Source organism: Thiocystis minor (assembly GCF_016653465.1).
GTDB classification, from domain to species: Bacteria; Pseudomonadota; Gammaproteobacteria; order Chromatiales; family Chromatiaceae; genus Chromatium; species Chromatium minus.
Genome location: NZ_NHSQ01000066.1, coordinates 1 through 17,621 on the forward strand (window position 1 = coordinate 1; position 17,621 = coordinate 17,621).

The window sequence follows — 17,621 nt, forward strand, 5'->3', positions numbered from 1 at the left end:
AGCCCGTGACCGAAAAGAGCTTGGGCGTGGGAGCAACAGGGACAACTGGTTTCAGAACCATCGGGTTCTCCGCTCGACTCTCAAAGAGTCCTTCATAACAGCATGGTCTTAAATTTAGAACTGCTGATCAACGTCTTGATCGCTTGCTCGGCGAGGAACTCAAGGATGTCGCCAAGGAGTTTCTCTACAGCATCGGCCTGCAACTCTCGCAGCGGCTGCGTACGACCAGCCGCAAAGTCGGCCACCTCGCGTTTCTCGATGTCACCGGACGTATCGCCGGAACCCTGCTCGATCTCTGCAAACAACCCGACGCCATGACCCATCCGGATGGCATGCAGATTCGCGTGACCCGCCAGGAACTCGGGCGCATCGTTGGCTGTTCGCGCGAAATGGCGGGGCGGGTGATGAAAAGCCTGGAAGAACAGGGATTGGTCAGCGTCAAGGGCAAGACGATCGTCGTTTTCGGGACGCGCTAGGGCTGACCAGTGACAAGCAGTCCACCCGGCGAGCTAGAAAAATAGCCGCGCCAGCTCGGTGCCAGGGTCGTCGGCCCGCATGAACGCCTCGCCAACCAGAAAGGCATTCACGCCGTGTGCGCGCATGCGCGCGACATCGCAGCCATCCAGGATGCCGCTCTCGGTCACCAATAGTCGGTCGACGGGGACGGATTCAAGCAGAGCGAGCGTTGTTTCCAGGCTCACCTCGAAAGTACGCAGATTCCGATTGTTGACGCCGACCAGGCGTCCGGGTACCGCGAGCGCCCGCTCCAGTTCCAGCGCATCATGCACCTCGACCAGCACGTCCATGCCGAGATCATGTGCCAGCGCGTTCAACTCGCGCAGCCGCACATCGTCGAGACAGGCCGCGATCAGCAGGATACAGTCGGCGCCCATCGCGCGGGCTTCATGGACCTGATAGGGGTCGATGATGAAATCCTTGCGAATCGCCGGCAACGCGCAGGCCGCGCGCGCCTCCTTCAGATACGTATCGCTGCCCTGGAAGAAATCGATATCGGTCAGCACCGAGAGACAGGCCGCGCCGCCGCGGGCATAACTGACCGCGATCTCGGCGGGCCGAAAATCCGCGCGCAGCAGACCCTTGCTTGGGCTGGCCTTCTTGATCTCGGCAATCACCGCCGGCTGACCGGCGGCGATCTTCGCGTGCAGCGCGTTGGCGAAACCGCGCGCCGGTTCGTCGCCCACCAGCGCGATGAGTTCGGACAGCGGCAGGCGTTCGGAACGCGCACGCACCTCTTCCGCCTTCCGATGGACGATTTTTTTCAGGATGTCGGGTGTCTCGGCCATGCGCTTGTCCTCCTAAACCGCGTCCAGGGTGGCGGGGCATGCAAAACTCGCGGTCAGCACGGTCAATCGCTCCAGCCGCCGCGCGGCCTCGCCGCTTGCAAGCGCGGCATCCGCCAGCGCCATGCCCTCCGCCAAGGTTTCGGCACGACCCGCCGCGTAGATGGCCGCCCCGGCATTGAGCTGGACGATGTCGCGCGCCGGACCCGGCTGGTTGGCGAGAACCCCGCGCAGCAGGGCGAGACTCTCCAGGGGATCCTTGACGCGGATCGTCTCCAGATTGGCGCGAACCAGCCCGAAATCCTCGGGCCGGATGCCGTAGCGGTGAATCGCGCCGTCCTTCAGCTCGGCTACGTCGGTGGTATCGGCGATGCTGATCTCGTCCAAGCCATCGCGGGCATGGACCACCAGCACATGCCGGCTGCCCAGCCGTTGCAGAACCTGCGCCAGCGGCTCCAGCAGGGTCGGACTGAAAACGCCCAGCACCTGGTTGGGCACGCCCGCCGGGTTGGTCAGCGGTCCAAGAATATTGAAGATGGTGCGCGCGCCCAACTCGCGACGCGGCCCGATCGCGTGCTTCATCGCGCCGTGATGTCCGGGCGCGAACATGAAACCGACACCGACCTCACGCACGCAGCGCGCGACCTGCTCCGGCGTTAGCGTCAGGTTCACGCCAGCCGCCTCCAGGACATCGGCCGCCCCGGACTTGCTAGAGACCGAGCGGTTGCCATGCTTGGCGACATGACAACCCGCCGCCGCCGCTACGAACATGCTGGTGGTCGAGACGTTGAAGGTGCCGGAGGCATCGCCGCCAGTGCCGACGATGTCGACGGTGTGCTCCAGCCCGTCCAGCGCCACGCCGGTCGCCAGCTCGCGCATCACCGAGGCCGCCGCGGCGATTTCGGTCACCGTCTCGCCCTTCATGCGCAAGGCCACCAGAAAGCCCGCGATCTGGGCCGACGTCGCGCCGCCGGTCATGATGACGCGCATGACGGCGGTCATCTCGTCTTCGCCGAGATCGTGCCGTTCGAGACAGCGGGCGATGGCGTCCTGGATGTTCATTCGTCTCGGCCCTCGATAAAGTTGCGCAGCAGGTCATGGCCATGCTGGGTCAAGATCGACTCGGGATGGAACTGCACGCCCTGGATGGGCAATTCGCGATGACGCACGCCCATGATGGCGTCGCGGGTACCGTCCTCGGTCTCGGTCCAGGCGGTGACTTCCAGACAGTCCGGCAGGGTCGATCGGTCGATCACGAGCGAATGATAGCGGGTCGCCTCGAACGGATTGGCCAGCCCGTGGAACACGCCCCGGTCGGTATGATGCATCGGCGAGGTCTTGCCATGCATCACCGCCGGCGCCTTGACGATCTGGCCGCCAAAGGCTTGCCCGATCGACTGGTGACCGAGACAAACACCCAAAATCGGCACCCGGCCCGCCATCGCCCGGATCAGCGGCACCGAGATACCGGCCTCGTTCGGGGTGCAGGGACCGGGCGAGATCACAATGCGTTCCGGTTGCAAGGCCGCCACCTGCTCGACCGAGAGTTCGTCGTTGCGCACCACCCGCACCTCGGCGCCCAACTCGCCGAAATACTGCACCAGGTTGTAGGTGAAGGAATCGTAATTGTCGATCATCAGCAGCATAAAGCGTCTATCCTGTTTGCGTTCGGTCTGGCCAGCGCCGCCAATGAGCGGGTTTGATCTGAAATCCATTATAACCATGGGCATTCGTGGAATAGAGGGTTTCCGTCACGGTCGCTCGCCGTTGCCCGACCCCGCCGACAATGGCTTATTCCCCAAGGAATTTATTGGGTAATCTGGTTTTCCAGTCCGGCATCAACACCAGGTCGCAATGCACGACTGTCCCGCCGGGATCGACCAATTCGAACTCGCCCACGCGCATCGCCTGCTCAATGGCGTAGTGGTCCGACATGAGCCGCAACACGGCCTGCTTGTATTCGGTATCCAGGTTGCCGGCCAACTGCGGACCTTTCGTTTCCAGCACCACGACCCGGTTTGTCTCCCGAGCGCGTTGCAGGGCAAAGATGAAATCGGGATAGATTCTGCCCCGCCGCCAGCCCTGGATTCCGTACTGCTGGCGCGCGACATTGCGATGCCACCAGGTCAGGGTCGCCTCGCTGTCGAGATAGACCGCAATGTCGCGCTCGTCCTGACTGGAAAAATCGCCCTTGTAGATCGGCGCGAACAGGCTTTTTTGCAGTGGCCCCCCGCTCTTCCCGATCAGTTGTTCGGCGCCTTCCGGCTCATAGGTATCGGCCATGAACGGCATCCGCCAGTTGTGCCCATCGGTCCTCAGCCGGAACTGAATCCGCCCCTCGGCGACCGCCGCCCGGAACACCGCCTCGGCCATGCGGTCGCGTTCGCCGTCCAGCCAGTGGCGCAGTTGCTCGATGATCAACCCGCCCACCGTGCCCAGTTTCTCGGCGTCGAAGCCGCGCGCCGTCAACCCCGACAGCAGGCGCCCGATGATCTCGCGGGCAATCCAGGCATTCGGCACCAGATCGGAGACCATCCGCACCGCATAGGCGGGATCGAAGCGCAGCATCTCCCGACTGTGGCCGCTGACCTCGTCAAGGATGCGTTTCTCGCCCACATCGGCCAGCCGGAAGCGGCGCATCTGCTGTTCGGCGCTTTGGGCATTGTCCGGAATCGAGGCCACCAGTGACGCGGGGTCGACCGCCGACCAATCCAGGTGAAACAGGATGTCCTGCTCATAATCGAGCGGGCGAATCCTGCCACCTTCCACGGAGAGCACCCGCGGCAGATAGATTTCAGTCTTGGCGAACGCCTCACGCCGGGGAACCGAACGGCTGCCGTGGTCGCGATTGCCGCTGTCGCCGCCGATCCGAAGTTCCTTCACCAGATCGCCCAGCCCGTCTTCTTGCAACCCGGTCTTGATGGCTTCCACCACGCCCGCCGTCGCGGCGTGGTGGGTGATGACATAGCTTTCGTCGAGCAGTGGGATACCCGTCTTGTCGGCCTGTGGCTGGCGCAGGATGCGCCCGACCAGTTGGGTCAGTGCCGACAGATTCTGGCTGGCCGCGAGGGCGCAGAGCACATAGGCGAAGGGGCAATCCCAACCCTCCTGGAGCGCCTGCTTGGTGATGATGACCCGCACCCGGTTGGCCGGTGAGAGCAAGTCCTGATTCTCGGGGTTCGCCAGTTCGTTGGTATCAGCGGTCTTGATGGCGATTTCGGCCTCGTCCAACCCCGCCGTGAGCAACCAGTCCCTAGCGTCGAGCGCATGGATATGCACCCCGTCGCGTTGATCCCGGCCGGTGCGCTCCACCTGAACCAACAGAATCGGACGGATATAACGGCCGCGCTCGCCATGCAGTCGCCGCGCCTCGACTTGCAGCCGATTCAGGCAGTCGAGCGCCGCGCTCAGGGTATTGCGCCAGTCGGTCCCCTGGCGGGGATCGAGATTCAAGGGCATCTTGATCATGCCCTCGCGGTCCAGTTCGGTCCCCAGCACCTCAACCAGGATATTGGCATGGCGGGCCGGTCGCGGGTTCTTGCCGCCGCGCGCCGCGACATCTTTAGGCGTCGCGGTCAGTTCCAGCACGAAACAGGGGTTGAAGCCGTAGAGGGTCGCGAAGGCCAGCTCCGAAATCGCCTTGTGACCCTCGTCCATGACCACCACCGGGCGGATCAGGCACAGGGCATTCCCCAGCGAGTCCTTCACTTGCGGCCAGGGATAGGCGCTATCGGCTAGATCATAAATACGCAGGTTCGGAATCTTGGCACACGCCAGAGCGTGCGCCTCCTGATCGCCCTCCGACGGAAAAAAGCCGCGCACGTCACCCCGGTCGCGGAACATCTTGAGCGAATCCTTGTTCTCCCGGTTGGACGATTGCAGCATCAGCAACATGACGCACAAATGCGATTCGACATCGCGGGCGTCGAGCGGATCGCTCTTTTCCAGGATCCTCACCCGCCCCGCCGCCGTGCGGTCGAGCATCTGCCGATAGGGATGCTGGCGGTCGGTCAATTGGCGCTTGGTCTGGCTGTAGATCGCCTCATTGGGCACGATCCACAGCACAAAGCCGGTGTTCCGGCCCAGATAGCGCCCGAAGAGACGCGACAGCGCGGCGACCGCCAGATAGGTCTTGCCGCCGCCGGTCGGCACCTTGAACACGGCATTAGGCGTCGGCCGGCCGATGCCATCCAGACGCGGCGAGTAGGGAATGGCCGCGCGCGAGGGCGGAAGCTGGCCGGCCGCCTTGAGCGCACGCCAGGTTTCCAGCGGAAAATCGGGAACTGGCAGACGAAGCGTCGGGCGCTCCTTCGCCAGTGCCGCAATCTCGTCAGCGTTCTGTTTCCGTGCCGACAGTTCGGTCAGATAGGCGTCGAACAGGGTCAGCACCCGTGCCTGGTAGTCAAGATCGCGCATGGTTGTATTGGCGTTTTCTCAGTGGAACGGCGCCAGATCGCCAGAATCTTTAGCTGTTATCGGAGAATTGATCGGGAGTGAGGCCAGCGGCCCTGATCAGGCCGCGGAGCGTTCCTGTTGCGACTTCACTGTGATTCGGAATAGACAGGGTAGCGATGTGATCGTCCTTGACCAGAATGATATGGGCTACCTTTTTGCCGAGCGATTCTCCATCCGAATTTCTCGAATATCCGAACCACTTCCTTTCCGCTGAGTCTGGGCAAGGGAGGCATCAGGCGGCGATCTCGATTTGCCTGGTCTCAATCGTGAGCGGATACCCGCATTCCGCGCGAACCTCCAGGCATAACTGGATGGCTTCTTCGATATTCGCCAATGCCTCGGTTTTTGTCTGGCCTTGACTGACACACCCAGGAATCGATGGGCATTCCACGACCCAGATGCCGTCTTCATCTCTGTCGATTGTCACTAAGAATTTCATGATCGATGACCTCTTGTTTGTTGCTCTGTCAAGCCGCCTTGAGTGGCGCGACATCGTCCGCCGTCAGTTCCGGCGCGCCAAGACCGGCGAGGACTCGGTTCAGATCCGTCACCGTGACGTTCATTGGCGCGGTGATCTCGATGCCGATCGGTCGACCGTCCTTGGCATAATCGACGATCATTCCGGGATCGGCTTTCGCTGTTCGGTGGCTCCTGTCATGCGGCGAGCGAGGAAGATAGAGATAGGCGGCCATGGCTCGCCCATGTCGAAAAGTGACTTCAAGATAGGGTGTTTTCACCTTATTCATGCGATTCGATACAACGCAAACGGCAGCGGCGCGAATTCGACCGGTAGGCCGCTGTCATTCAGCAGCTTTTGCGAGACGAACTTGGCCGGGGCGAACACCCGATGCGGCTTGTCCGGCTTCGCGTCCACCATGGCATCGGCGCGGGACAGGGTCAGGGCCGCCTCGCGGGATTTGAGAAATTCCAGATCGGGGCGGTAAATCAGCCAGACATGATAGTGGGTCGATGCACCGAGATAGCCGCAGCCCGCGACCTCCTCGGTCGGAAAGGGGTTGGGGGCGATTTCATTGGTGGCGGTGTGGAACAGCAGCGCGCCCAGTTGCTCGAAGGCTGGCAGCGATTCGCCGGTAAGCATCCGGTCCATGTCCACGGCCTCGCCCAGGGTGCAGAAGGCGAAACCGCCGCCCAGTCCCGCGACCCGTTCGGTGATCGCCTTTTCGCCGGTCACGATGAGTTCGCCGTCCTTGACCTCGGACTTGATGCGGTCGAAGCGATGGCCTTCCAGGGTCTTGATGGATTCGACATGGTCCAGCAGCGTGTCGGCCTTTTTCAGGCTGGTGAAGGTGAGCCGTTCGCGGTGGAGTTCTTCGCGCTGGTTGCCGGAAAAGGCATAGCCGTCGATGACGCGGCGGGCGCGTTCGGCGGTGAGCGTGTCGGCGTAGTCCTCGCCTTCGACGAGGATGAATGTTCGGTCGCCGCCGTCCTTGTGGTTCGCGGTCAGGACGGCGTGGGCGGTGGTGGCGGAACCGGCGAAGCTGTCGAGCACAATGGAATGCTCGGTGGTGGCTAGTTCCAGCACGCGGGACAGCAGGGCCACCGGCTTGGGAGTCACGAAAACATCGTCGGAACTGGCGAAGTCCAGCACGGACAGCAGTTCTTTCTTGGCGTCCTGGGTATGGCCGACCTCGTCGTACTCCCACAGGGTTTGCGGTACGCGACCGGCTTTGACCTCGGAGAGGAATCGCTTGATCGATGGGATGTTGTTGCCATCCTCGCCCCACCAGACGCGATCATCATGGTCCATCTCCTTGAATTTGGCTTCCGAAATAACCCAATACCTTCCAGACGGAGGCCCTGGAATGATGCGCCCAGACGGGCAGGTAATCGGGTACGTGCCCTCGCCATAGTAGTTGCGCGCCGACAGATCGCCGGGCTTCCAAGGGCCTCGCGTATCGTTGTCTGGATTGTCGTAACGGGCATCCATATCGTCCGTTCGCTCCAGCAAGTTCGGACGCCAGATAGTTTTATCTTTCGCGTAGATCAACAGGTAATCGTGATCTTCCGAAAAGAACTGAGCTGACGGCTTGGGCGAATAGTTCTTGTGCCAAATACAAGTCGCGACGAAATTGTCAGCCCCAAAAATCTCATCCAACATCATCCGCGCCCGATGGATTTCGTTATCGTCGAGTGTCATCCAGAAACTCCCCGACTCCGACAGCAGTTCGTGCAGCAACCGCAGCCGTGGCCACATCATGCACAGCCATTTGTCATGGCGTAGCCCGTCCTCGATGCCGACCGGGTTGCTGTCGAGCCACTCGCGCAGCATCGGGCTGTTGACGTTGTCGTTGTAGCTCCAACCTTCGTTGCCAGTGTTGTACGGGGGATCGATGAAGATGCAATCCACCCGCCCCGCATACATGGGCAACAAGGCTTTCAGAGCGTGTAGATTGTCGCCGTGAACGATCAGGTTGCCGTCAAGTCGCGGTTCGCCGATGGACTTGCCCGGCTGCGGGATCAACGGGCGGTGCGGGATGGCCAGATGATGGTTGTAGACGAATTCCTTGCCCTTGAAATCAAGCTCCGGCATGGTCGAATCCTTTAATTAGGGACGTCGCTGCCACCTCAACCCCGCGCCGAACTGAGGATGGCTTGGTATTCTTCGGCCGCTTCCAGGATGGCGTCCCGGTACGGCTCATCGTCTGCCAGCCCCAGATCGTAGGCAATGCGCTGATCGAAACCCATCCCATTGCTCCAGACCCTGTCCCAAGCGCCATTCTCGGCATGCGTGACATCGATCATTTTTGGTGAATAGACATCGCGGTAGCGATTCGCCAGCTCGGCCATGATGCGCAGTTCCCGCTTGGAGAAATAGCTGTCATCGAATTCGGCGCGGGGGACAACCGTTTCGCGCACGTAATCGATCACCCGCTCGGGTTGGATGGAAATCGCAGCCGCTAAATCAGGCTTTAGGTCTTCCCATTCCTGCATCAAGCGGATCGGCACGGGTCCCAACTCCCACGCGCGGTATTCCAGCCCCGTGACACTCCGCCCGGTCTGGCGGAAATGCTCGAAGTCAAGTAGATACAGCAGCTTGAACAGCTTGATCTTGCCGAAATGCTGGGTGTGTTGGGCGAAATAGACAATCACGTTGATCAGCTTTTCGCGTTCGTGGGTGATGAGCATACTTGAAGACCAGTCTTCAATCGGAAATCAGTGCACGATGGGGAGTTCCAGATCATTCCACAGGCGCGTCGTCGGACCGGACTGATTCATCGTGTAAAAATGCAGCCCCGGCGCACCGCCTTCGATCAGTTGACGGCACAGCGTCAGCACCACCTCGTGACCGAAGGCTCGGATGCTCTCGACATCGTCCCCATAGCCTTCCAGCCGGCGACGGACCCAGCGTGGGATCTCGGCGCCGCAGGTATCCGAAAAGCGGGCAAGCTGAGTGTAGTTGGTGATGGGCATGATGCCGGGGATGATCGGGATCTCGATCCCTGCTTTGCGGCAGCTCTCGACGAAGGCGAAATAGGCATCGGCGTTATAGAAATACTGGGTGATGGCCCCGTCGGCGCCCGCCTTGACTTTGCGCTTGAAGTTTTCCAGATCGCGCGCCGGACTGCCCGACTGGGGGTGATACTCGGGATAGGCCGCCACCTCGATGTGGAAGGCATCGCCGAACTCGGCGCGGACGAAGCTCACCAGTTCATTGGCATAGCGGAAATCGCCGCGATTGCCCGCGCCCATGCCGGAGGGCATGTCGCCGCGCAGCGCCACCAGACGCCGGATGCCCTGTTGCCGATAGTGGTGCAACAGTTCGCGCACCTGCTCGCGAGTGGAGCCGATGCAGGCAAGGTGAGGCGCGGTCTCGATCCCCAGGCCGCGCAGCCAGGAGACAGTCTCCAGGGTGCCCTCGCGGGTCGATCCGCCGGCGCCGTAGGTGACGGAGAAATACGCGGGGCCGAGCGCGTTGAGCTTGGCGATCTCCAGCTTGAGTTTCTCCATTCCTTCGGCGGTCTTCGGCGGGAAGAGTTCGACGCTATACAGTGGAGTCGAATGGTTTTGAAATGGCATGAATCAGGTTCCTTGGTCAGTGCTGCGCCAGTGTTTCGCGCTCAATCATTTAAAGGCGCGCGGCATGATCCGTATCGCCGATCCGCTCTAGGATCAGTCGACTCAAATTGATACCGGAGGTCATCGGAGGCAGGGGCTTTGCGTCTTTACTTCATGATCGCGATCCATTCATCGACAATCAGGCAAAGCTCGTGATAGACCTGTTCCTCGTCGTCGCCATGGGCAGCAGGGACCAATGATTCCCGGACATTGCCCAACGAAACATTGATCTTCTTGGGACCACTCGACGAGCTTGACGTAATACGCACTTTCTTTCATTGCGCGGATTCCCGGATCTTGGTTTTCACCTCGTTCTCCTGGTCGCGCATCATGCGATCAGTGAACAGCCGCATTCCAATTCAATCGTCACTGGAGAAACCTGCCGTGTCGCACGCTCCTTGCGGACATGCAGAACCAATAACGTCAGCGGATCGAACACGATGACATCCTTGACGCCCTGGGACAGATAAAAGGGTGGCCCAATCTCTAAATCCTTGGCCTCATAGCCTTTGCTGACCACCTCGATCACGGCCTCGGGAATCATGGTCAATGCCGAATCCTGTTCGTCCTCGCTCGGTTCACGGCAGAAAATCGAAAGATCGGGTCGCTTGAGTCCTGTTGGAAACTGAATATAGACATCGATGGCATGAACGCACTCGCATCCCGCCTGACCGGCGGCTGGCTTGACGATGCCTCGCGCAATGCGATCGATGTGTTTTTGATGACGATAAACCGGCTGTGCCTCCCAAATCGGCAGGCCGTTGACGATTTCGAGCCGAATGCCAAGCTCGCTGGCTTGAAGAAGTGTCGTTGACAGGCTCATGTTTTCATTATGCGGCTTGGTGCAACCGGTGTGCGGACGCATACTCCACAATCTGGTAGGCCATCATGCGATAGGCACGAGGGCTGTAGTTGTCGCGCTCATCGATCTGAATTTCTGACACCCGGTAGTTGGTACCGAAATCCGCGTTCGCCAGCGACACCGCCTCCAGGACCACCGCAGCAATCGGCCGCGGGTCATTCAACGGCTCAGTCCCAAAGCGCAAGCCGAGAAAATGATCGTTGAGACTCGTGATCCTGGCGGCTTTCAGCCAGTCGCATTGTTGTTGGATGTGCATCATTCGTCCTCCTGATATGTTGGTGCCGGGAAGCGCCGTTGCGCGGCCTCATGGCCAGCATGATAGCTGGGTCCGTGATGGCGCATGTACCAAGCCTCAGCGGTCTCATGCCGCAACAGTTGGAGATCCGCTAGCAGGTGTGTCCCATCCGTCAAACGCTGCCAAACCTTGGCAATGACCGTATCGCTATGAAACCGGCTCATCTCTGGCGCGATGCCGAATTCAGCATAACGATCCAGCAGATAGACGTTGTAAAACAAATGGTCTTTAATTTTCTGAATGTTCTTCGGTTTGAAGCCGGTCTTCCGAGCAATCTTGTCCACATCGTCTCGACGGTTTCGGATTGCCTCATACACCGCATCGGCGGCTTTGCCGGAGAACTCTGCGCCGGTTTGCCGAAAAGAATCCCGATGCGCCAATTCCCTATTCTCCCTGCTGCTTTCTCCCCCGCAGGGGAGAAAGCAGCGGATTTCGATCAATACCGATAGTTTTCGGCTTTATACGGCCCCTCGACCGCCACGCCAATATAATCCGCCTGCGCCTTGGAGAGTTGGGTCAGCTTGACGCCGATCTTCTCCAGATGCAGCCGCGCCACGTCTTCATCGAGATGCTTGGGCAGCACATAGACCCCGACCGGATACTGCTCGGGCTTGGTGAAGATCTCGATCTGGGCTAGCACCTGATTGGTGAAGCTATTGGACATCACGAAGCTCGGATGACCGGTGGCGCAACCGAGATTGACCAGCCGCCCCTCGGCCAGCAGGGTGATGCGATGACCGTCCGGGAAGACGATCTGATCCACCTGCGGCTTGATGTTGACCCACTCGTACTGTTTCAGGCTGTAGACCTGAATCTCGTTGTCGAAGTGACCGATGTTGCAGACGATGGCCTGATCCTTCATCGCCGCCATGTGATCATGGGTGATGATGTCGGTGTTGCCGGTGGCGGTGACGAAGATATCCATCATCGACACCACGTCCTCCATGCGGACCACCCGATAGCCTTCCATCGCGGCCTGAAGCGCGCAGATCGGGTCGATTTCGGTGACCCAAACGGTCGCGCCCAGCCCACGCAGCGAGGCCGCCGAGCCCTTGCCAACGTCGCCGAATCCGCACACCAGCGCGAGCTTGCCCGCGATCATGACATCGGTGGCGCGCTTGATGGCGTCCACCAGCGACTCGCGGCAGCCGTAGAGGTTGTCGAACTTGGACTTGGTGACCGAGTCGTTGACGTTCATGGCGGGGAACAGCAACTGACCGTCGCGGTGCATCTGATAGAGCCGATGCACGCCGGTGGTGGTCTCCTCGGTGACACCCTTGATGTCCTTGGCGATGGCGTGCCAGTGCTGAGGGTTGCGCGCGAAGGTCCGGTTCAGGAGCCCCAGAATGGAGCCCCATTCCTCGCTGTCGCCGGCGGTCGGCGCGGGGATGGCGCCGGCCTTCTCGTATTCCACGCCCTTGTGCACGATCAGCGTGGCATCGCCGCCGTCATCCAGGATCATGTTCGGTCCGCCGCCATCGGGCCAGTTCAGCACCTGCTCGGTGCACCACCAGTATTCGTCCAGCGTCTCGCCCTTCCAGGCATAGACCGGGACGCCGGCGGCGGCGATGGCAGCGGCGGCATGGTCCTGGGTCGAGAAGATATTGCAGGAACACCAGCGGATCTGGGCGCCGAGTTCGACCAGGGTCTCGATCAGCACCGCGGTCTGGATGGTCATGTGCAGACTGCCGGTGATGCGCGCGCCGGCCAGCGGCTTGGAGGCGCCGAACTGCTTGCGCAGCGCCATCAGACCCGGCATTTCGGTTTCGGCGATGACCATTTCCTTACGGCCGAAATCGGCCAGGGACAGATCGGCAACCTTGTAATCGGTAAACTCACTCATGGTTAATCAAGTCTCGATGAATCGTGAGTGAGCGCCGTTGGAAAAGTCGACCCCGTCGCCGAGCCTGGCCCGGACCGACTGAGGTCCGGGTCGCAGCGCTCCTCGACCGCGAGGTTAGTGAAAGGCAATCAGGCATGTTTTGCAACGATACGAGCCCATCACCGTTTGCTTCGGCCAACGGTCAATGTAAAGTATCTTGCATTATCGATGGGGTTCGGATTAACGGCGTATCGTTGATGACAAAGGGTGAATTGTCTGCATTCGACTGCGCGGTGGCAAGCGTTCGGCGCTGTTTTTTGGACAACCGTGCTGGCGGATGTTCTCCATGGTTTTTCTGCAATCGGGTCTAACGCCTGGTTCCATTCCAAGTTGCAGCCCTGAGATAAGGTGCGATTGACGGGGCAATGGCTACTTTTTACCGCTGGCGGTTATGATTGGGTCATGGTTTGTCAGGTCAGGATGTCGTTGTGCGAGCACTCCTCATATTTTTCGTCGAGCTTTGCGCACTCCGCCGTGCCCCGCAGGATTTGCCGGCGTCGGAGATTCTGCTGTGGATCGTGTTGCTCGCGGATCTCTTTGCCGGTCTTCTGGTTGGAGTAACCGCTGGCATTTCCGGGTGGACGAGTCTGCTTCAGGGCATCGTCGAGATCGCAATGATGCTCGCCACGCTCTACGCGGCGCTTAATGTCATGAAGCTGCCAGGGCGTTTTCTCCAGGCCGGCACGGCACTGCTGGGGAGCGGCGCGTTGCTCGGGCTGCTCGCGCTCATGCCGCTCAGTCTCAATCCCACCGGAAGCCAGGAAACGAATTTGGCGGCGCTGGGCGCATTTCTTCTACTCGGGCTGGTGATCTGGGGCGTCGTCGTCACTGGCCACATCCTGCGTCATACCTTCGGGATCACGCTCGGTCAGGGCTCGGCCATCGCGATCGCCTTTGAGATCGCGGCGATTACACTGGTTACCGGTCTTTTTGGCGGCGCCTGATCATGCATCTTCATATCCTCGGAATCTGCGGTACCTTCATGGGCGGTATCGCCCTGCTCGCGCGCGCGCTCGGTCATCGCGTCACCGGCTCGGACGCCAATGTCTATCCGCCCATGAGCACCCAACTGGAAGCCGCCGGCATCGGTCTGATGGAAGGCTATGCCGCCTCGCATCTCGACCCGGCACCGGACGTGGTGGTCGTGGGCAATGCCATGAAGCGCGGGATTCCGGCGGTGGAATCCATGCTGGACCGGGGGCTGCGCTACTGCTCTGGCCCCGAATGGTTGAAAGAAAATCTCCTGCGCGACCGCTGGGTGCTCGCGGTCGCCGGCACTCACGGCAAGACCACGACCGCCAGCATGCTGGCCTGGGTACTGGAAGACGCCGGACTCGATCCAGGGTTTCTGATCGGCGGCGTGCCGCTGGACTTCGGTCTGTCCGCGCGTCTGGGATCGGCGCCCTTTTTCGTGGTCGAGGCGGACGAATACGACACCGCCTTCTTCGACAAGCGTTCCAAGTTCGTCCACTACGGTCCGCGTACCCTGATCCTGAATAATCTGGAGTTCGATCACGCCGATATCTTCGACGATCTGGGGCAGATCCAGCGTCAGTTCCACCATCTGGTGCGGACGGTTCCCGGCGGTGGGCTGATCGTGCATCCGGGCGCGGAGCCCGCCATGGACGCGGTTCTCGCGATGGGCTGCTGGACACCCCGCGAGCGCTTCGGGCCGGACGGTGACTGGACCGCCGAACTGATCGCGCCGGATGGCTCGCAGTTCAACGTCCTGCTCGTTGGCGAACGGGTCGGCGCGGTCCAGTGGGGGCAGACTGGCATGCACAATGTCAACAATGCACTCGCGGTGCTGGCCGCCGCCCGTCATGCCGGCGTGCCGGTCGCCGCCGGCATCGCCGCGCTGGGACGCTTTAGGGGTGTCAAGCGACGCATGGAATTGCGCGGCGAGATCAATGGCGTGCGGGTCTTCGACGACTTCGCCCATCATCCCACGGCCATCGCGACGACCTTGCGGGGGCTGCGCCGGCGGGTCGGCGAGCAGCGCATCCTGGCCGTGCTGGAGCCGCGTTCCAACACCATGCGGTTGGGCGTGCACAACGCGGAACTCGCCGCCTCGCTTGACGACGCAGACCGGGTGTTCCTGTTCGCACCGCCGGATCTGGGCTGGGACGCCGCCGGGGTCTTCGCCGGACTGGGGCCACGCGCCGAGATCCTGAGCACGGTGGAGGCGATGGTCGCGCGCATCGCCGCCGAGAGTCGGCAGGGCGACCAGGTTCTCGTGATGAGCAACGGCGGCTTTGGCGGAATCCATCAAAAACTGCTGGACGCACTCTCGGAGCCAACCGACAACTGACGTCTGCCAACCGAAACCTGCCCCATGACCCCATCGCCGAAGCCCAAAACCATCGCTGTCGCGCTTACCGGCGCGTCCGGCGCCCGCTACGGACTGCGCCTGATCGACTGTCTGGTCGCCGCCGGGGTGCGGGTTTATCTGCTGGTGTCGCAGGCCGGGCAGGTGGTGCTGAAGATGGAAACCGAACTTGATGTGCCCTCGCGTCCCGCCGAGGCCGAACGATTTTTCGCCGAGCATTTCAATGCTCAGCCCGGACAGCTTCGGGTCTTTGGGCGGCAGGAATGGACCGCGCCCGTGGCCAGCGGAAGCAATCCGCCGGACGCCATGGTCATCTGCCCCTGCACCGCGGGCACCCTGGGCCGGATCGCCGCCGGACTCTCCGGCTCGCTGATCGAGCGTGCGGCCGATGTCGCCCTGAAAGAGCGTCGCAAGCTGATCCTCGTCATCCGCGAAACGCCCTTCACAACCATCCATCTGGAGAACATGTTGCGTCTCGCGCAGGCCGGAGCGGTTATCATGCCCGCCAGTCCGGGGTTTTACCGCAACCCCACCAGCCTTGACGACATCGTCGACTTCATGGTTGCCCGTATCCTGGATCACCTGGAAATTCCGCACGAATTGATGGATCGCTGGGGCTCTCTTAACCCTGCACAGCCGCGCTCTGTGTAAAATGTGTGTCTGCCGTGATCTTTCCCAACTCGTATCAACACCGCCGCGAGATCGCTGGTGAAGACGGTGGTGGAGGTGAAGCCGCAAGATCAGGCTTCTGAAACGCCAGCGTCCGAAAGCGCTGGAGAGATGATGGGGCGAGTCGACGCGGCGGGCGTGGGTTGGCGGCAACCGCTGGCATCGGCACTCCGCATTCTCGCGACTCTACTGCTGGGGCTGTCGCTCCTGTCGATCCTCCTATCGGTGCTCCTGGTTGGCGGTCTGCGCTGGGTGAATCCTCCGGTATCCGCCTTTATGCTGCGTCATGCCTACAATGTCTGGAGACTCGATCAAACTCCCCCCTATTATCACTATGACTGGATTCCCTGGGAGCGGATTCCGCCGACGGTCCGGCTGGCGGCCATTGCTGGAGAAGATCAGCGCTTCCCGCACCATTTCGGGTTCGATCCGATCGAGATCCGCCACGCTTGGAACGATTACCGCCAGGGCGGACGGCTGCGGGGGGCCAGCACCATTACCCAGCAGGCGGCAAAAAATCTGTTTCTGTGGCCCGGATCGAGCTGGCTGCGCAAGGTGCTTGAAGCCTGGTTTACGCTTCTGATGGAAATACTCTGGCCGAAAGAACGGATTTTGGAGATCTATCTCAACATCGCGCAATTCAGCCCGAGCACCTATGGCATCGAAGCCACCAGCAGGCGCTATTTCGGTCATCCCGCCAGCGAACTTAGCCTGGCGGAAGCCGCGCTTCTGATCGGCGCGCTGCCGGCTCCGGGGCATTATCAATTGGACCGACCGTCCGAGAGCCTTCAGCGCCGCGCGGACTGGATCCTCGACCAAAGCCAGCGACTGGGCGGGATGCGGTATCTGAAGCAATTATGAAAGGCATCACTCGCAATAGCGGTCCATCAATGCCTGATGATAGGCAAGTTTGTTCTCGTTGAGATCCCTTTCGCTGCGGGTGCGATAGCCGTTCAGAACCTTTTGATGCCATTTGGCGACCTCGGCGCGCTGCTTCGCGCATTTGGCCGGGTCGTGTTCGGTGCGGGCGGGGACGCTTGCCCGGCGTGCCTCGGTTTCGGCCTGTTTGCGGGCGCGCTCGCGCTCCCTGGACACCCGTTCGCGCTCGGACTGCATCGCCTGGACCTGGGACTCGATCGAATAATCCTGGCTTTTCGATCCGGTTCCGCCGCCCGTCGGAGCGCGGGTGTCGACCGCCAGCGCGCCGCCTCCGGCACTCTCCGTGCAGGCGGTCTGCTGATAGCTGACCTGTCCGTTCGCCTGCTGGCATTTGTACAACCCGGCCCCGGCCGGATGCACGGCGAGACCAAGACCGATCAGGCCGAGCGCGAGACGGCCGGGCCGGTGAATCCAGAAAGTCAACATAGTCGGTCTCCGTTCCCGGTGTTCGGCGATCCTGACCAGACCCGTTAAACCGCGTCCAGTGCGGTATGCGATGTTTTTGGATTGGATTAACCTTGGCCGCATCGACGATAGTCGGAGCGGACGCGGTTTAACATAGTAACCATCCCCCGGCAGAGCCGGGGGCTTTGAATTCGTGAGCCGCTCAAAGCGGCAAGGGGTCGCTAATGCGGCCCCACGGTTCTTGGGCCGCCTAAAGGCGGCAAATCAGTCCCACAGATTGAGCTGGTCGAGTCGCTTGTCCTCGCGCTCTTGGTGCTGAATGTACGCACGGATCGTTGCTTCATCCCGACCGACCGTCGACACAAAATATCCGCGTGCCCAGAAATGCTGCCCCCGAAAGTGACGCT

20 protein-coding genes, 1 pseudogene and 1 riboswitch are annotated in these 17,621 nt (G+C 61.2%); of the genes and pseudogenes, 5 read left to right on the forward strand and 16 right to left on the reverse strand.

Features of this window, described 5'->3' with window-relative positions; all coding sequences use genetic code 11:
• Positions 1-128: 128 nt before the first annotated feature.
• Positions 129-476 (forward strand): annotated as a pseudogene (locus CCR95_RS08055) (helix-turn-helix domain-containing protein); the annotation flags it as partial.
• 33 nt (positions 477-509) lie between these two features.
• Here the strand turns inward: CCR95_RS08055 and trpC are convergent.
• From trpC to ahcY, 14 genes are all read right to left on the reverse strand, one after another.
• A complete protein-coding gene (gene trpC, locus CCR95_RS08060; RefSeq protein ID WP_201093383.1) occupies positions 510-1,304 on the reverse strand; it encodes an indole-3-glycerol phosphate synthase TrpC in 795 nt (264 codons plus the stop codon).
• A gap of 12 nt (positions 1,305-1,316) precedes the next feature.
• Positions 1,317-2,363, reverse strand: coding sequence for an anthranilate phosphoribosyltransferase (gene trpD / locus CCR95_RS08065; RefSeq protein WP_201093384.1), 1,047 nt, complete (start codon positions 2,361-2,363; stop codon positions 1,317-1,319).
• On the reverse strand, positions 2,360-2,947 hold the full coding sequence (locus CCR95_RS08070) for an anthranilate synthase component II (protein ID WP_201093385.1): 588 nt from the start codon (positions 2,945-2,947) through the stop codon (positions 2,360-2,362). Before CCR95_RS08070 ends, trpD begins: the two co-directional genes overlap by 4 nt.
• Before the next feature lie 145 nt (positions 2,948-3,092).
• Positions 3,093-5,717 carry a DEAD/DEAH box helicase gene (locus tag CCR95_RS08075; RefSeq protein WP_201093387.1) on the reverse strand — a complete coding sequence of 875 codons (2,625 nt, stop codon included), beginning with the start codon at positions 5,715-5,717 and terminating at the stop codon, positions 3,093-3,095.
• A gap of 49 nt (positions 5,718-5,766) precedes the next feature.
• Entirely contained in the window at positions 5,767-5,898 is a 132-nt protein-coding gene (locus CCR95_RS26085; protein ID WP_338115367.1) for a type II toxin-antitoxin system HicA family toxin, read from the reverse strand.
• A gap of 90 nt (positions 5,899-5,988) precedes the next feature.
• Positions 5,989-6,195, reverse strand: coding sequence for a type II toxin-antitoxin system HicB family antitoxin (locus CCR95_RS08080; protein ID WP_201093389.1), 207 nt, complete (start codon positions 6,193-6,195; stop codon positions 5,989-5,991).
• Positions 6,196-6,223: 28 nt separating this feature from the next.
• Positions 6,224-6,502: a DUF2283 domain-containing protein gene (locus tag CCR95_RS08085; protein WP_201093391.1), complete on the reverse strand. Its 279-nt coding sequence runs from the start codon at positions 6,500-6,502 to the stop codon at positions 6,224-6,226.
• Positions 6,499-8,307 (reverse strand): site-specific DNA-methyltransferase, encoded by a 1,809-nt coding sequence (locus tag CCR95_RS08090; protein ID WP_201093393.1) that lies wholly within the window; start codon positions 8,305-8,307, stop codon positions 6,499-6,501. The genes CCR95_RS08085 and CCR95_RS08090 overlap by 4 nt, the downstream gene beginning before the upstream one ends.
• Before the next feature lie 35 nt (positions 8,308-8,342).
• The gene (locus tag CCR95_RS08095) at positions 8,343-8,903 is read right to left on the reverse strand and encodes a Panacea domain-containing protein (protein ID WP_201093395.1); all 561 of its coding nucleotides are present in this window, start codon (positions 8,901-8,903) and stop codon (positions 8,343-8,345) included.
• Between the two features lie 27 nt (positions 8,904-8,930).
• Positions 8,931-9,794 (reverse strand): methylenetetrahydrofolate reductase [NAD(P)H], encoded by an 864-nt coding sequence (gene metF, locus CCR95_RS08100; RefSeq protein ID WP_201093396.1) that lies wholly within the window; start codon positions 9,792-9,794, stop codon positions 8,931-8,933.
• A gap of 367 nt (positions 9,795-10,161) precedes the next feature.
• Positions 10,162-10,656: a Uma2 family endonuclease gene (locus CCR95_RS08105; protein ID WP_201093397.1), complete on the reverse strand. Its 495-nt coding sequence runs from the start codon at positions 10,654-10,656 to the stop codon at positions 10,162-10,164.
• Positions 10,657-10,663: 7 nt separating this feature from the next.
• Positions 10,664-10,954: a hypothetical protein gene (locus tag CCR95_RS08110; RefSeq protein ID WP_201093398.1), complete on the reverse strand. Its 291-nt coding sequence runs from the start codon at positions 10,952-10,954 to the stop codon at positions 10,664-10,666.
• A complete protein-coding gene (locus CCR95_RS08115; protein WP_201093399.1) occupies positions 10,951-11,430 on the reverse strand; it encodes a hypothetical protein in 480 nt (159 codons plus the stop codon). Before CCR95_RS08115 ends, CCR95_RS08110 begins: the two co-directional genes overlap by 4 nt.
• Positions 11,427-12,833: an adenosylhomocysteinase gene (gene ahcY / locus CCR95_RS08120; RefSeq protein WP_201093401.1), complete on the reverse strand. Its 1,407-nt coding sequence runs from the start codon at positions 12,831-12,833 to the stop codon at positions 11,427-11,429. The genes CCR95_RS08115 and ahcY overlap by 4 nt, the downstream gene beginning before the upstream one ends.
• A gap of 22 nt (positions 12,834-12,855) precedes the next feature.
• A riboswitch (S-adenosyl-L-homocysteine riboswitch) is annotated at positions 12,856-12,943 on the reverse strand.
• Positions 12,944-13,300: 357 nt separating this feature from the next.
• On the opposite strand from ahcY, the gene CCR95_RS08125 reads away from it, so the two are divergent.
• The 4 genes from CCR95_RS08125 to mtgA all read left to right on the forward strand — a co-directional run bounded on the left by CCR95_RS08125 (position 13,301) and on the right by mtgA (position 16,731).
• On the forward strand, positions 13,301-13,816 hold the full coding sequence (locus CCR95_RS08125; RefSeq protein ID WP_201093402.1) for a hypothetical protein: 516 nt from the start codon (positions 13,301-13,303) through the stop codon (positions 13,814-13,816).
• Positions 13,817-13,818: 2 nt separating this feature from the next.
• Positions 13,819-15,183: a UDP-N-acetylmuramate:L-alanyl-gamma-D-glutamyl-meso-diaminopimelate ligase gene (mpl, locus tag CCR95_RS08130; RefSeq protein ID WP_201093403.1), complete on the forward strand. Its 1,365-nt coding sequence runs from the start codon at positions 13,819-13,821 to the stop codon at positions 15,181-15,183.
• Between the two features lie 24 nt (positions 15,184-15,207).
• A complete protein-coding gene (locus CCR95_RS08135; RefSeq protein ID WP_201093404.1) occupies positions 15,208-15,852 on the forward strand; it encodes a flavin prenyltransferase UbiX in 645 nt (214 codons plus the stop codon).
• A 66-nt stretch (positions 15,853-15,918) separates the two neighbouring features.
• On the forward strand, positions 15,919-16,731 hold the full coding sequence (gene mtgA, locus CCR95_RS08140; RefSeq protein ID WP_420825648.1) for a monofunctional biosynthetic peptidoglycan transglycosylase: 813 nt from the start codon (positions 15,919-15,921) through the stop codon (positions 16,729-16,731).
• A gap of 6 nt (positions 16,732-16,737) precedes the next feature.
• On the opposite strand, the gene CCR95_RS08145 is transcribed toward mtgA, so the two are convergent.
• Both CCR95_RS08145 and CCR95_RS08150 read right to left on the reverse strand, forming a co-directional pair.
• Complete coding sequence (locus tag CCR95_RS08145) at positions 16,738-17,235, reverse strand: DUF4124 domain-containing protein (protein ID WP_201093405.1); 498 nt, start codon at positions 17,233-17,235, stop codon at positions 16,738-16,740.
• Positions 17,236-17,478: 243 nt separating this feature from the next.
• A partial coding sequence (locus CCR95_RS08150) for a transposase (protein ID WP_201093406.1) occupies positions 17,479-17,621 on the reverse strand: 143 nt, incomplete at its 5' end.